11 protein-coding genes are annotated in these 16,059 nt (G+C 38.8%); 1 reads left to right on the top strand and 10 read right to left on the bottom strand.

Going from position 1 to position 16,059, the window contains the following annotated elements; translation table 11 throughout:
* Positions 1-64: 64 nt before the first annotated feature.
* The 9 genes from H9N25_RS01165 to H9N25_RS01125 form a co-directional block, all read right to left on the bottom strand.
* The gene (locus tag H9N25_RS01165; RefSeq protein ID WP_190327668.1) at positions 65-2,212 is read right to left on the bottom strand and encodes an alpha-N-acetylglucosaminidase; all 2,148 of its coding nucleotides are present in this window, start codon (positions 2,210-2,212) and stop codon (positions 65-67) included.
* A 260-nt stretch (positions 2,213-2,472) separates the two neighbouring features.
* The gene (locus H9N25_RS01160) at positions 2,473-3,078 is read right to left on the bottom strand and encodes an RNA polymerase sigma factor (RefSeq protein WP_167292933.1); all 606 of its coding nucleotides are present in this window, start codon (positions 3,076-3,078) and stop codon (positions 2,473-2,475) included.
* A gap of 320 nt (positions 3,079-3,398) precedes the next feature.
* Positions 3,399-5,036, bottom strand: a complete 1,638-nt coding sequence (locus H9N25_RS01155) for a discoidin domain-containing protein (RefSeq protein ID WP_190327667.1) — start codon at positions 5,034-5,036, stop codon at positions 3,399-3,401.
* Between the two features lie 49 nt (positions 5,037-5,085).
* Positions 5,086-6,729 carry a RagB/SusD family nutrient uptake outer membrane protein gene (locus H9N25_RS01150; protein ID WP_167292931.1) on the bottom strand — a complete coding sequence of 548 codons (1,644 nt, stop codon included), beginning with the start codon at positions 6,727-6,729 and terminating at the stop codon, positions 5,086-5,088.
* Between the two features lie 21 nt (positions 6,730-6,750).
* Complete coding sequence (locus tag H9N25_RS01145; protein WP_190327666.1) at positions 6,751-10,008, bottom strand: TonB-dependent receptor; 3,258 nt, start codon at positions 10,006-10,008, stop codon at positions 6,751-6,753.
* A 216-nt stretch (positions 10,009-10,224) separates the two neighbouring features.
* Positions 10,225-11,400, bottom strand: coding sequence for a FecR family protein (locus H9N25_RS01140; RefSeq protein WP_190327665.1), 1,176 nt, complete (start codon positions 11,398-11,400; stop codon positions 10,225-10,227).
* Positions 11,401-11,500: 100 nt separating this feature from the next.
* Positions 11,501-12,079 (bottom strand): RNA polymerase sigma factor, encoded by a 579-nt coding sequence (locus H9N25_RS01135; RefSeq protein WP_190327664.1) that lies wholly within the window; start codon positions 12,077-12,079, stop codon positions 11,501-11,503.
* 293 nt (positions 12,080-12,372) lie between these two features.
* Entirely contained in the window at positions 12,373-12,942 is a 570-nt protein-coding gene (locus tag H9N25_RS01130; protein WP_190327663.1) for an isochorismatase family protein, read from the bottom strand.
* 64 nt (positions 12,943-13,006) lie between these two features.
* Positions 13,007-13,156, bottom strand: a complete 150-nt coding sequence (locus tag H9N25_RS01125; protein ID WP_190327662.1) for a hypothetical protein — start codon at positions 13,154-13,156, stop codon at positions 13,007-13,009.
* Between the two features lie 133 nt (positions 13,157-13,289).
* Between H9N25_RS01125 and H9N25_RS01120 the strand changes: the two genes are divergently transcribed.
* Positions 13,290-13,646: a winged helix-turn-helix transcriptional regulator gene (locus H9N25_RS01120; protein ID WP_167292925.1), complete on the top strand. Its 357-nt coding sequence runs from the start codon at positions 13,290-13,292 to the stop codon at positions 13,644-13,646.
* 229 nt (positions 13,647-13,875) lie between these two features.
* Here H9N25_RS01120 and H9N25_RS01115 read toward each other — a convergent pair whose 3' ends face one another.
* Positions 13,876-15,936 (bottom strand): RICIN domain-containing protein, encoded by a 2,061-nt coding sequence (locus tag H9N25_RS01115; RefSeq protein WP_190327661.1) that lies wholly within the window; start codon positions 15,934-15,936, stop codon positions 13,876-13,878.
* Between the last annotated feature and the right edge of the window lie 123 nt (positions 15,937-16,059).

The raw sequence follows: 16,059 nt of genomic DNA, 5'->3' as shown, positions 1-16,059 counted from the left end.
TTTTTTTCGTCAGTAATGGTTGTTCTTAGTTAATTATATGCGAACTACTTGGAATAAAAACCGGTTATTTTAATATATTATCAATCAATTTATTTAGCTGAGAAACATTTATAGGCTTTAGCCTATAGGTATCAGCCGACTTTGTCCAGGCCACTTCCATGGCAAAATAATCGGGGCTATTGCTTTCCTTACCTTCCATCTTAGCTAATTGCTCCTTAATAAAGCGCTGCCAGCGGGACAGATATAAAGAGCCTAGCAAACCGCTCCATTCTTTATGCGCGTAATCATGTAGGTCTGTCTTTGGATTATTTTCGGGTCCCCAATAGGTTATCTGAATTTTTGCATTTCTTAAAGCCCTCTCTCTATCCGCTGGTGTTTTCGCAAAATTAATAGCCTGTTCCAACCAGCGGTTTAAAGAAAAGTACCTGCTTGAGCTCAACAATGAGTCCTGCTGGAGTATCAGTTTCTGGAATACAGCACTTTCTTTTTTAAATGCAACCACATCTTTTGCTTGTATGGCCTCAATCATATTCTGATAACTTTTATCTCCTTTATTCGCCAATACCTGCCTCACGAGATCAATCTTATCTGTTTGATATGTTTCAACATTTGCATAATCATCACCAGCCGCTACAAAAAGTTTTACCGCTTCCAAAAAAAGTTCCGGATTATAATTTCTTTTGCGGGTTCCCCATGTTGAAACCGTTTTAATAGCAACACCAGGCCTTGCACAAAAAATAGATTCCGAAGGCCCTTCCTGATAAATTTCTGGACTGCTATAGGCTGTTTGCAACAATAACTGCCAGGCCTGGTCCATTTTTGAACTGCTTTTTCCATAGCGGTAGTCCTGATAGGTTTTAATCCAACTCTTTACTGATACAGGATTTTGATGCCAGCCAAGCTCAAGCATAAAATCGAAAGCTACCGGGTTATTGTTTATCCCCTCTGGAATAATACCAATACCCGCTAAATACTGTCCATACTCGCTCCCTTTAGCTCTGTTCACTTCATCTGAAAAGCGTTGAAGCTTACCATATAAACCATTCTTTTCCCCGAAATTACTTACGTTACTCCAAACAAATGGAGTTCCATTATAGCCTTTTCTTTTTTCCCAGTTATTGGTATTTTCTCCAAATAGTTCAATCACTAACGTTTTCTTTTTATCTAAACCATTAAGTAGCGCTTCAGAAGGATTCGATTGCCAACCCTGCAGTACCCAGCTACTGCCTGAGAAGTGCTGATCCATTTTTCGTTGTATAATAGTAGCTGCCGTACTCACATCAACCCCTTTGGAGTTTCCGCCCTCATGAAAAGGATCTCCGCCAAAAAAGTGAAGATCAGCTCCATAAAGCTTCTTCATTTCTGTGTAATAGATATCAGCTACCTGACTAAAGGCTGTATCAGTAGGAATTAGAAAATCAGGGCGTGTAAAACCTCCAGCCCACTTACCCTGGTCTATCACGCTCGCTTTCATCTTGTTTTTAAGGCTTGTTGGAACCATGCCATAAAACCCTTGCATTACGGGCTCAATCTTTAAGTCTCTCATACGCTTAATGATCTGTTGCTCTAGCTTGGCCTGTTGGTTAATTACACTCTGAGTAATCGGGCCTCCCCAGCCTTCCAGGTTTCCCATTAACCACCACGCACTAAAAGCAGGATCAGCTATGAAATCGCCGATATCCCTGTTATTATAGCCTAATTTTTTTAATGTATTCTGCCAAACCGCCTCCATTCCAACAGGTGCAAGCATCAGGTTCACCCCATTCAGTGCCATCCAATCTAGTTCACGTTCCCATTCAGCCCATTTGTAATACGCCATTGAATAGCTAATGGTACAATAATTTAAGGCATACCTAAAGCGAAATGGCGAAGATATCCTAACCTTTTTATTGATTTTTGGGATATTAAGAAGCGGAGATAGATTATCTCCTAAATGAGACATGCTTCTGTTACAGTAATACTTGAGATAATAGCCCAAACCATAGGCCGCACTATTTGAATTCGAAGCAGCGATATTCACCATATTTCCAACTGAGGACAGTTCAAAAATATCTTCGCCTGTTTCTGTTGGTATAACACTGAAAGATAGGGATGAAACAAGCCATGGAACCCGGCGCTGCGCAATTTCCCTGACTGCGGTATATGCCTCTCCATATACAGAAAAAGAGATAACAATAAATAAAATTGATAAATTTAGTTTTACAAGTTTCATACTGATTTCAAAAAGTTATTGCGATTATATTTGATTGAAGGCCCATTAAATTTAAATATTAAGCCTTTTTTCGACTCATTTTATGCACCTTTTTATTACTATACGCTTATAAAGGAAAAAATCTATGCTAGCTATAGTATTATACCTTATTTATTGTTTTTTTTGGAGGGAGGGGATTTTGTTAATGACCCGTCTTTCATTGCCCTAGAAAATCCTTTCATCCAAAGGGGCTCATCTGAAACACGATTAATCATGTTGTGCTATTTTTGAAAAATCCGAATCAGGCTTATGAAAGAAAGTACCAACAGTTCTGAATCGTATTTGCTTATTTCAGCTTTTAGGAATGCTGAGGCTTTCGCCATATGATCTTTAATTGTGCCAACAGAAACGCCTAACTCATTAGCAACGAATTCGTAACTCTTATTTTCTAACTTGATCAAACGAAATACGATCTGTCGTTTTGGCGGTAACTTATTAATGCTTTCTTCAATAATTTCGCCAAGTGCTTTATTCTCCATGAAATCAGTCACAGGATCATAAATTTCGGTTGTCATGTTTATCAGCCGGTCCATTAGCTTTTTTTCGCGCAGTACCCTCCTATAAAAATCAATAGCGATATTTTTAGCTATTGTAACCAAAAATGATTCAAAAGGGAAATCTGAATTTATTTTATCGCGGTTTAGCCAAACCTTCAAAAATACATCCTGGTGTAATTCGAGAGCTACATCCTCCAGATGAACGAGTTTTTTAAGGTTATAGTAGATTTTCCTGTCGTACTTCAAATAGAGCAGATTAAAAGCGTTGACATCACCTTCCCTAAGTGCATCCGAAAGCGCTTTTTCATTATTTGATGATCCGACTGGCATTTATTTATTCGAATAGTTGATTAGGAGTTACCCCGTATAAATATAAGTTAAAATATAATATATTATTGCCCTTTTTTTAAAGTATTGATTAAAAAGTACTGGTTAAATTTGGATGAGTTCAACAAAGAAATGGCAACTTAAGATTAATGAAAAAACCGGTGCTATCCAGCTAACCGGTTTTTCTAACTAACTAATCTTAACCAAGATTGCTCATTTATAAAAAACTTTTGATCAATGAGCAATCTTAGATCTATTCATAATTTCTCAGAGATCTATTTAGCATGAAATTTTCAGGCATTTAATCTCCTCCATAAATGTTATTATTCATTAAAAGCTGTTATTTCTGCAATATTTGCGGCATTTCCGCCATTGTATGATGAAAGAACAATAATCTTAAAATATCTTGCAGTTTTTTGAGACGAAAGATATACATGTTGTGGGCCGGCTATTGCTTTCAATGTAAAATTCCCCGCGCTCTGCCAGGTCAATCCATCCATGCTAGTCTGTATTTCAATATCCTTGCATTTCGCACCATACCGTGATTCCATCGCTATTGTAAACCCAGTAAATGGTAGAGGCGATTTCATATCGATTGCAACAAAATGTGGAGGAACTGCTACGGGGTCACTCCATCTGGAAATCCATGAGCTTTGAAAGTTACCGTCGATAATATTGATTGCCTTACCATCGTCGCCGCTTGTTTGGTTAGAACTGAAACCTATTACCGACCAAGTGCTGTTGTTATACTGGCTGGCTTTAAGCCCAAATTCAATCACCGGGATACCGGCGTTGAACGTATATGAAAAGACATTCTCCGTTATATTTCCATTATCGTTTACGAATTTAATCTTTAATTCATAGGGTATTCCATCTGTTTTGTACTGTAATTCGGCAATAGGCATCTCAACGTAAAAACTATCAACCCCGATTGCCTTAGACTCCCAGGTTATTGCGTTATAATCTTTATTTACTCCAGTCCCTTCATTATCAACATTTGGATCATTGTAATAGAGGATACTTGTTACTTTCCCGTTTGTACTAAATTTACCAGAAACAATTATACTTTGTTTGGCTGCGTCATATCTTGCATAAATTTTCTTCAGCGTAGTATTCACGCTACCATAGTATACCTTGGTATCAGTGTTAAATATTTGATTTGCATTAAGAATGGCACAGTCTGCAGCGGTCAAAAATGTTGGGCTTTTCCCTAATGTTCCATTCCCTGCATACATAAGTGACATTCCTTTTAAAGGGTCGTTGTTTTCCGAAACCTTTTGACAATTATGATCTAAGTTTAACCCGTGTCCCAATTCATGTATCATGCCACCAAACCAGACGCTGAATGCGTTGCCCAGCACATCTGATTTTCCGAGATGTTTAATATCCAAATCCAGATAGTCTAAGGCAAAACAGCTTTTACCATTGCCATAAAATGGTGGGCCAAAACTACCTCCGCCCGGAGTTCCATCGGCTTTCATAAAGTAACTAGGAATAATAATGAGATTGTGATCACCTGATTTAAGTGATGGATTGGCTGAAAAATAGCTATTAATCTCACTCATTACGTTACCCGCTCCACCATTATACTGATAATTGGCTTTACCTTTTGTTCCATTAATCACAATTAGCCTAACATCAGTTTTAGCCGCATTGGTATAAAGACCAAAAGTCTTATTGGGATAGCCATTAAGCGCCATTTGTTCTTTATACCAGTTTTGGCCCCATAAGAGCAATTCGCTCAGTCTTTTTTGATAATTAGCCGGAGGAATAACATCTGACGGTATAAAATAAATCACATTTAGATTGTATTTTCGATCAGAAGTGTAAGTAACAAGACTATCCTGTTGAATAACGGATTGAGTAGTGGATGGCCTCAAAACAGGCTCTTCACCATCGTTTTTTTTACAAGAGCTAAAAAAAAACATCGCTAGAGAAACATAAATTAATATTGTTTTCATAAATTTTATATTTTAAGTTGAAGAATAAAAAAATTACTTCTTGAGCTGGTTACCAGCCCTCAGTCTGTTTAAAGTCTGGGTTTTTGCCGTTTAGCTTATCTATTTCCGATTGGGGAATAGGCATTAAATAATGCTTTGTTTTATCAAAAACACGTTTTTGGGCTTCGAAATAAGTAAATGTGGTATCCGTAGCATTGCTTGCCGAAATAGTATAATTTACCCCGTAAACAGGCCGGTTATCAACCACCTCTGCAATCTTCCATCTCCTTACGTCCCAGAAGCGGTGTCCTTCAAAGGCCAGCTCAATCCTCCGTTCGTGCCTAATTACCTCCCGCATCTCTTCTTTAGTCAATCCTGCAGGTATGTCTGGCATCCCTGCTCTCCTGCGGATTGGGTTGATAGCATTGTATACATTTGCATCTGCACCGGCTACTTCATTTTGTGCCTCTGCATAGTTCAGCATCAGCTCGGCAGTCCTGAAGATTGCGAAAGACTTGGTTACCCCTCCAGAATTGTTAGATAAGTTCAGGCCTTCGGTCATGTATTTCCTCCACCAATAGTTGGTTCCTGGTTGCTCCGCATTATCCTTATCATTGGCGTAAATATTAATCTTCCGGTTTTTCCAGGTTGCACCAGGATATAACACCGTTGCGTAAAACCTTGGATCGCGGTTTTTATAAGGATGTTTGGGATCCCAACCAGAGCCTGCAGACTTAATAGGAATACCATTTTTCATTTCAAAATCATCAACAAAATCCTGGATCGGCCCACAGTTGTTCCATCCGCTATAACCTAAAGGCTGCATTACCTGATCTATTCCTGACACTGTACCTGTTCCAATATTGCGCCCCCATATACATTCGGTGTTTGCATATTTTAGAAAGGCATCAGGAAATTTGGGCTCTAAACTATAACCCTCTGCCAAAGCTGCATCCAGGGCCTCCTTGGAAGCTGCCGCTGCCTTCTGCCATTTGGAAGCATCGCTGTTTGGATTAAAAAAAGTGCTGGCATAATAAAGGTCTAATCTGGATTTTATTGCCTGACAGATGGTTTTGGTAGCCCTGCCCCATAAACCGGGATCGTGTTTAGCTGGCAGGTTTTGCATGGCCACGTTTAAGTCTCTTTCAATAAAAGCCACCACTTCGGCATATTCACTCCTTTTTAGGAATACGGCGTCTCCATCTGTTGCAGGCGAAAGCGGCTTGTCCATAATTGGAATTTTACCCCAGCCCCTGAAAAGTACAAAGTGATAAAAAGCACGGAGCATCAAAGCTTCGCCCCTTAACCTGGCTTTTCTGTTTGGAACATTTGGATCTTCAGGAATCTTTTCAAAATTGGCGAGAAAAAGGTTACAAGCCCTGATTTTGGCGTATGCATTTGTCCAATCATCTCCTAATGGAGAAAAATTACTTGGATTCCAGGCACCGGTGTTAAACAAAACCGCCCCGTTTGCCCAGCGCTGTTTCGATTCATCTGTCATGGCCGATGTGACATAAGAATTACCAGTACCATAATTCCAGGATGGAATAGCGGAGTAGATGTTATTTAAAAAACCTTCTGCATTATCTATATTGCCAAACACCTCTGTTTCACCGATATAATCACTCGGCACCCTATCTAAAAAGCTTTTTTTACATGATGTTACGACCGAGATCAATAACACAACCAATAAAGCATAACTATATTTTTTCATTACTTTAAAAATTTAAGTCTGTTAAAAATTCATCGATACACCAACATTATATACTTTCATTGTTGGGTAAAGGGCAGTTCCGTTAGCTGTTTGCTCAGGATCATAATCTTTGTAAGGAAGTTTATCCCAGGTAGCCAGATTCAGCCCGTTGGCAAATATCCTGAGCGAATTTATTTTCACTTTAGCTAGTGTACTCGCTGGGAATGTATAGCCCAGCTCCAGATTTTTAATTTTGATGTAGTCCGAACTGTAGATAAAAAAAGTACTCAATTGAGCATTGTTCTGCCCCCCAGCCGAACTGTAATGCACACTTGGATAGGTTGCGGTGCTTGCCGTTGCAGGCGTCCAAACATCCTGTAGCCTGTCGGGGCCAAGGTAAGGTACATTTGTTTTACCACTTAGGGCTCCCTGTACCAGTATACTCAAATCAATCCCCTTCCATGATGCGCCAAGAGAAGCTCCAAAAGTATTGTTGGGAAAGTTGCTTACCTGTATCGCTACCCTGTCGTTCTCATTGACGATACGGTCTCCATTCATATCACGGTAACGGATATCGCCAGGAATTACCCTTCCGGCAAAATTTTGCTTTGGAGCAGCATCTATTTCCGTCTGATCTTTAAATAAGCCTTCTGCAATATAACCCAACTGGTAACCTACAGGAAGCCCGGTTAAAGCCTGATAAGGGTATGCCAGATTCGGCTCATCGCGGGCAATGATCTTGTTTTTATTGTAAGTCCAGTTGATGTAGCCAAAAAGATTAACTTTGTTAACATGGGTATTAAAATTTAATGATGCTTCAAAACCCTGGTTCAATACCTTGCCCACATTGATTGCCGCTAAACCCGCAATACCAAGATAGGTAGGAATAGTCTGTGGTGTGGTAAGAATGTTAGTCCTGTTTTCTCTAAAAACGTCAACATCTAACTTAATCGCATTATTAAAAAATCCGGTTTCTAAACCAATATTGGATTTTTGTGCCTTCTCCCAGGTAATGTTTGGGTTACCTGTGCGGTTCACATTATATCCTCCAGCTGTATTTGGACTTGGAGAGCCGAAATCAAAACCTCCACCCCTGCTATAATCTGATATAAATAACCATCTGGAACCACCAATATTATCGTTACCCACATAGCCGAATGATCCGCGGAGTTTTAAGTAATTCATAGCTTTACTGTTGTACCATGGTTCGCTTGAAATTACCCAGCCTGCAGATACGGCAGGGAAAAAGCCATAACGTTTACCTTTAGGGAAATTTTCTGATCCATTATACCCCACATTGAAGTCTGCAAAATATCTGGAATCATAATTATAAGATACCCGTCCAACAAAACCTTCATAGGCCCTTGGCAGGTCACCGGTAACCGAGGTATAATTTCTGTTAAATAATGCCAGACCGGAGACAGCATGACTGCCGAATGACCGGTCATAATTTAACTGTACATTATATGAATAATAACGTGTAGCAGAAGTACTTGAAGATTTTGTAAGGGACGTTTCTGTAGAAAATGGTGTGTAGGTTTCTACACCACTTACCGGATCTTTACGGTAACGGAAGGCCGTAAATTTTTGATCCTGTCCATAGTTAATCGCACCAAAATTCTCGAAGGTATACAATCCTTTAATATTCAATCCTTTGGTAATAAACTCCAGCTTATGGTTTACCTCTATCGTGCCATTGGTACTGTTCCAAAAATTGTCATAATAGCCACTCTGTAACAGGGAGCCCAGAGGATTTCTTACGGAAACTGAGTTTATACGGCCTGCGCCGAAAGTACCGTTTGGATTATATATCGGTGTTGTATAATTCTGCATCAGGGCTACATCGCTAAAAATTGATTCATAGCCAGGTCCCGGGCCTGTCCTTTGTTCAATTCTTGAAGCAAGGTCTAAACGGACAGTCATCATATCAGTTGCAGTAATGTCAATATTTGACCTAAAATTATAGCGATCATATTTCTGCGAGATGCCATATTTATTGTCTTTTGCCCCTTTAAACAATGTTCCTTGATTTAGGTATCCTAAAGAGACAAAATATTTCACACTGCTATTCCCACCACTCATATTGGCATTATATTGTTGTTGCGGGGTATTGCGCTCAAAAATTACATCATACCAATTAACATCGGGATAGGTATATGGATCTGATTGGTTTCCGAACAGTTCTATTTCCTTGGGGGTCCATATTGGATTGCTTCCGTCATTAGCAGACCCTTGGTTATCCAAAGTAGCTTTTTGAAAGCTGCTGAAGCGCTCTGGGATGCGCTGTGGCGTTTGGATACCATATTGTCCGTTAAACTGGATATTTGTCTTCCCAATCTTTCCGCGTTTAGTTGTAACTAAAATCACCCCATTTGCACCTTGTATACCATATAATGATGTTGCAGCAGCATCTTTTAAGATACTAATAGAAGCCACCTCATTTACATCGATATCTCCAAAGTTGACGTCTCCCCTGGTTAGTCCATCAATAACAATTAAAGGACTTTTGCTTGCTCCATAGGTACCAATACCTCGAATATAGATGGTTGAAGCATCTCCTCCTGGAACACCTGACGATTGAATTGTGGTAAGCCCTGGTAAACGGCCCGCCAGCGCATTGCTCAAATTGGAAACAGGGCTCTGCTTAAGCTCCTTTGTCTGAACGGTAGATATTGCCGCAGTTACACTAACCTTTTTCTGTGTCTGGCCAAAACCAGAAACTACTACCTCATTTAAGCTCCCAGCCTCTGCAATTAGCTGGATTAGCATTTCTGCTTTTAGGTTGGCCTTAATTTCCTGGGTTTGATAACTGACAAATGAAACCTGTAAAATAGCTCCATCCTGAACATTTTTAAGCAGAAAATCTCCGTTATCGCCACTCAATGTTACGGTTGTAGTACCTTTTACCTTAATAGTTGCTCCCGGAAGCCCTGCTCCGGCCTCATCTACAACACGCCCCCGAATATCGGCAAACAAATGCTTAACGTTGTTGGGTTTGGCCTCATTACGGTCTGTTATTACAATAGTAGAAGCCTCGATGCTGTAAGTTAAGGGCTGATTGGCAAAACATTTGTCTAAAACGGTAGATAAGGGGGCATCTTTAACATTAATGGTAATATTGTTTATCTTTTTTATCCGGTTAGCATTATAAAAAATATCTAAGCCGCTTTGTTGACTAATTTTGTCTAATACTTGCTCCAAAGAAATATTCTTTTCTGAAAGGGTAATCTTATTCTGTGCAAAGCCAGCTGCACATACCTGGAAAACCAGGGCAAAGAGTAGGAAAACGGTAAGTTTCATGGTTAGCAGGACTTTATTTTTCGCACAGGGAATCCTGTACGATTTAAAATCATAAAATTTCATACATTTGAATAGTTTAGGTTGTTAAATGCTCCGCTGCCGGACCATCGTGTTTGGTTGATATTATTTTGAAAAATGTTGTTGAGCAGGCAAACTGAATGATCTCCGGGAGTGTCTCCAGCACTTCCGGCTTTATACAGCCTATCCCATGTAAAATTATGGCATAACTGTAATCCTCCTTTCTTTTACTTTAAAGGTTACATCATTGGTACGTGTTAATATCCTTAAAACTTCTTTAAGGGTTTTTGATCTAGAAATCTTCCCGCTAAAGCTCAGGTTTTCCATTGAACCGGCATAATCCACTTCAATATCGTACCAGCGGGCCAACTTACGCATCACACTTTTTAGATCTTCATCTTTAAAAATAAAACGCCCATTTTTCCAGTCTATCTGGGCGGCCGCATCTACCTCCCTTACCGACCAGGAACCGTCCATTAGAACAGATTGTTCTCCGGGTTTCAGATACTTCTGCCCAGTTTCTTTTTTCCCTTGTTTGTTGATTACTTTTACGCTGCCATCAAGTAGGGTGGTTTTAATCACACTTTCATCGGTATAGGCACCAATATTGAAATGTGTACCCAGCACCTGAACCTCCTGCTTAGCAGTTACCACGATAAATGGTTTAGCTGCATTATGCGCAACTTCAAAATATCCTTCGCCAGCCAACTCTACCTTTCGCTCTGCACCATTAAACTGCAAAGGATAGCGTAAATAGGAAGCAGCATTAAGCCACACAATAGTGCCATCATTAAGAACAATCCGGTATTGGCCGCCTTTTGGGGTTTCAATAGTGTTAAATAGGGCTGAGTATTGATTATCGGTAACGGGAGCGCTTAGCTGAACATATTCCAAAAGCCCGTTTTCTTTCTTTTTGATTTTTATACCATTTTTTTCTGCAATATCAGTATTGGACTTACCGTCTAAAACAACTTTTGATCCGTTACTTAATGTTAAAACTGCCTTATTTCCTCCTGGCTCAATCAGTTGCGCATAATCAACAGATCCCTTACTGATGCTCTTCCCGTCCCTAAAAAACAATATCCCTAAGCTGAAACAGATGAGTAATATAGCAGCGACACTTATCCACCATAAATTAATGTGTTTCTTAAGCCTTAGGCTGGCTGTTTGTTCTGTCTCAGACTCTGCTCTTATCTGCGTTAAGAGCCGGTTTAACAAAACATTTTTAAAAAGTTCTTCATCTTGCGTTTCAATGCTTTCAATAGCAGGCTTGCTTAATCTGGAATAGTACGCTTCAACCAGGCGCTTTTCATTTTCGCTTGCTTCGCCGTTTATATAAGTATCGATAAGAGATAAGAATTGTTTTTTTTCCATGGTCTTAATATTATGTTCCAAAAAAGACACGCGACCCTATGGCAAAATGACTTTTCTTTAAAAGAAAATCATAAAAACCTGATATACAATACGATAAAATCTAAATAAAGGTATAGGAAACGATTATACAAACGCACATTTCTATGCTTAAACCTTCACGGATGAGTTTTAACGATTTCGACATTTTTTTCTCAACCGTTTTTACTGAAATCTCCAGCTTGCCTGCAATCTGCTTGTATGACATCTGCTCTTCTCTACTCATCAGAAAAATCTGCCTGCAATCGGCGGGTAAACTATCTATCAATCGCTGTAGCAAATGCAAGTGGTCTTTAAAAATCATAGGGTCTTCTTCTATAATTTCTGTAGTAATCTCTGCCAGCCGTTTATAAAAACCGGCATCTACCTTTTGTGAACGGATAGCCTTTAATACTGTTAGCCTAACTGATTGGTGGAGATATGCCTTTAAGGATACAATATTCAATTCCTTTCTACGTCGCCATAAATGCAGGAACATTTCCTGTAATGCATCAGATGCACCTTCTTCATCGCGCAGAATAGTAAAAGCTGTTCGGTAAAGCTGTTTCCAATATAGATTGTAGATTTCACTAAATGCCAGCTCATCCCCATCTCTTAATCTTGAGATTAGCTCATCTTGACCCGATATTTGGTAAATCGACATTTGTACTGAAAAACGAAACTAACATTTTTTTACAGTTATTTCGTGGATATTTTTTTAATTCACCCACATAACAGTTTAAAATGATTATTCAGATACAATAGCCGACTTATTTAATATCTTTTTTACAAAGCATCCTGAAGTTCTCAAAAATTCAATTAAACCGTTGATCACTCTGGTTTAAACCTCGTAATTGCCATCAATATCCTTTCTTTACTGGAGTGATGATTAAGAAAGTGGAACATTTTCTCGAATCAAGCCAAATAATTTTACTATTCCAATAAGCATTGATCTCTTTAACCTAAAAATCGAGCAAGCGTGGCAAAGAGTGATTTAGTTTGCACGTCGTTAATTTGAGGCATCAGGCTACTTAAAAATGCGGGCACGCTTGAAAGTATTACGCCTTCTTTTTCAAGTTGACGAAATGCTGCCTGTTCAGTCCTGTCACTCAAGCCACCACAAATATCTGTTAATAAAAATACATTGTAGCTGTTTCTTAGCGCACCAAGAGCGGCCTGAATTACCGCCAATTCTGTTGCCACGCCACCTAGTACAATTGAAGATCTTTTGTACTTTTTTATAACTTTTAGATTTGAGTCATCTTCAAAAATGCCTGCAGTTGAGCGGACTACCATTGTATACTTACTCAATTCCTCGATAGGACTTGGAGAAACACCTGCCTTAAGTGCAACACCTGACAGGAAAACAGGAATATTAAGAATATCCGCTCCTTCAATTAATACTGATACCGCTTTCCGGAGACTTTCCTCAGCGATTGTTTTATTGGCAGCAAGAATGATTTCAGGCTGCAAATCTGCCAAAACAATGATAACATTGTCTAGATCTATTTTTTTTACGTTATTCATTTGAAATATATTGAAAAAGAGTAAATGTTTTTTTTAAGAAAATAGTGAACATGAGCCAAGCTTACTATATAGCCATCTGCGCATCAATCAGATTATTTTTGCCTGAATTTTCTATATCCCGTGAAATACCGATGATATTCTGACTACGATTGACCAATTCCTCAGTGAAGGCTAAACCAACAAAGCCTGTTGATCCTATTATTGCTATTTTCACTTGATCTGCATTTAAATTTATTTATACAAAAATAAGGGATTACATCATGTTAATAATGATTTTTACCTTTTGGTAAGCGGTTACCATTAAGTAAGCAGTAGGCGGTTTAGTAATTAATTTGTAAATTGGTTATATGAAAAAACAGAAAATAGAGATTTCAGATTACTGCCGTTTACAGATCCAGGGTGTTAAGGATACGCAAGACCTATTAAGTGGAAAATGGAAAAAAGTTATCGTAGTTGCCTTATTTTACAATCCCAAAATACGGTTCATGGATTTAGTTCGTCATATAGAAGACATTGCGCCAAAAGTTTTATCTAAAGAATTAAAAGACTTAGAGGCAAATCAGCTTGTTAAACGAACTGTTTTGGACACTATGCCCATCACAGTTGAATATGAACTTACCGAATATGGAAAAAGCCTAAATAAAATAGTTACAGAAATGGCAAAATGGGGAATTCATTATAGAGAGACAATTTTTAGATCGTAAAAGCCCTCATTACTGTTTCGGAAAATTAGCTCTCACATTACGCTCCTTATTTTCCCTGTCTGTACTCGTCTTACTCATTTCCAATTGTGTAATTCCCCTCAACAGCACTCCACAAACAATTACACCGCGATGTAGGCAAGTGGTTAGATACTTAAATGATAAAACATAACCATGCTTCAATTGCTTGAAGCACGGTTAGCTCTAAGAAATATAAACAACCACTTGCAGATTATGGGCGTTTAACGATACTCCAATCTGCACTCCAATAACCAGTTGGCAATGAAGCTGTAGTCTCCACATATCCTAAATTCTGCTGGGTATTTAGAAGTTTACCTGTATAGCGGTTTTGTAACCGGGTGTAGCTACCATTTGCAACTAAAGAAAAATCGCAGCTCCATTGATCAGGGGCAACCAGAACATTGTATTCTTCATATCCTAGTTTGTTCTCCTCTTCCATGTATTTTCCTGTTTTACGGTTTTTAAAACGGGTGTAACCATTATGCAGTTCCTGAGACCATTGCGCGGATGTAGAATCAGCACTAATTTGGGTACATTCTACTTTACCGGTGTTGTTTTGAAGATTAATCAGTTTCCCTGTATTCCTGTTAATAATAACGTAATAACTAGGAGCGGTAACGCCAACAGGCCAGATCGCTCCAACGGTTGGGGTTTGGCCGGTTATATTGGTATTGGCAAAATCAAGGGTTGCATTATTAGCAAATGAAAATCCATTATTGATACATGGCGAAGCGGCCTGCAATTTGAAAGCGGCTATTGCAGCGGCAAAATCAACATTATTACTGGCTGCATTTAATAATGTAGCCCCAAAGTTGCTTCCTGCAGCAAAAAGTGGATTTGATGTAATTGCATTAACCTGTGGAGAAAAATAATTAGTAGCGGAAGAAAAACTCGCAGCCGGATAGAAGCAATTGTTTTTAAATTCACTCGACTGACTAATTGGTGCTTCACTAAATGCAGTTAGCGATCCCCCATCCAAAAAGAATATGTTGTTATAGAATTTTATTGCCCAACCAGAAGAAGAGCCTCCGTAAGAACCCAAGATCCGTGTTGAAATGCCCTGGCCAATGTAGAAGATGTTATTATATATTTTAAGCCCGTTATTATTGCTTGGTGATAACGCAAATAACCGTTTTGTAACACCGCTACTGCCACCATCGTTTACACTAATATTATAACGTACAGTAACATTATTTGCAGCTGGCATTAATAACATAAAGCCATGTGCATTGTTATGTGAATAATTATACTGGAAAATATCTCCATTTGAAGCACCTATATCATCATCATCGTCAAAGGCTGTTCCGTCCTGACTTCCACCCGATTGATCACTTACTTCATTATATTGTACTATTGAATTAGTACTACGTGTTAGCCATATACAAGCGCCATTACCCCATGAAGTTCTAATTACCCTGTTTCTTTCAATCAGACCGTTGGTTATACTGCCAATTACGATCCCATTTCCCCATACATCCCTCAATAGGTTGTTTTTAAAGGTTATATTTGTAGATGCATAATTAGGATTGGATGGGTTTATAAAATGTAGATGTGTATTTGAGTGGATACCAGCCAAACAGCTATCAATTGTATTGCTATCAACAACAATATTGGTAAAGGAACCTTCAAACCCAATCCCCAATACTGCCTGTGTATAAATATTATTGTTATTTCTAAAACTCTTCACAGCACAGTGCGTAATAGAAATATTGGATTGCATAGCGGAAGAAGGGCTGTTTTTAACATAAATACCAGCAATTGATGCATGGCTTGTATTATCACCGCTATAGCTTAACGGATTGGCGTTATTAGCGATTATTGATAGGTTGTTAATTTGCCAATTTGATTGATTGCTTAACATTACAACCCCAAAAACACCCCCCGTAGTGTTTTGAAATTGGGTAATGCTTAATATCGGGGCCGGGCCGGTTCCGTACCTGTCAATAACGATCGGATTGCTTACAGTTCCCGAGCCTTTGGGCCTCAGGAGTACTGTATCACCGCTCCAGGTATCGCCAGCTTTAAATAAAATGGCATCACCAGGAGAAAAAGTCATGCCTGAAATTTTTTTGACTGATTTAAAAGGATCTTCTGGTGTTCTCCCCGTATTATTGTCGTTCCCGGTTGATGATGAGACATAAAAAGTACGGATAGCAGTAACCGCCCTTGCATTCGCACCAACCCCTTTATCCACAGGAGTTTCCCTTTTGCACGAAAGCATCAAGATTGCCAATATGGCAACGTAAAGTTTTAACCTATAGTTTGTTTTCATGATTTAAAATAAAAGGTTTATAAATAGTTAATTAAAGTTTAATGTTTGTTAACGAGCGATTAAAATGTATAAGCCCATTTTTTTACATAGGGAAACGAGATCGTTTCTCGATCGTATTTTTAC

Source organism: Pedobacter riviphilus (assembly GCF_014692875.1).
Classification (GTDB): Bacteria; Bacteroidota; Bacteroidia; order Sphingobacteriales; family Sphingobacteriaceae; genus Pedobacter; species Pedobacter riviphilus.
Note: the sequence above shows the minus strand (reverse complement) of the source record. Positions and strands in the feature narration are given on the sequence as shown.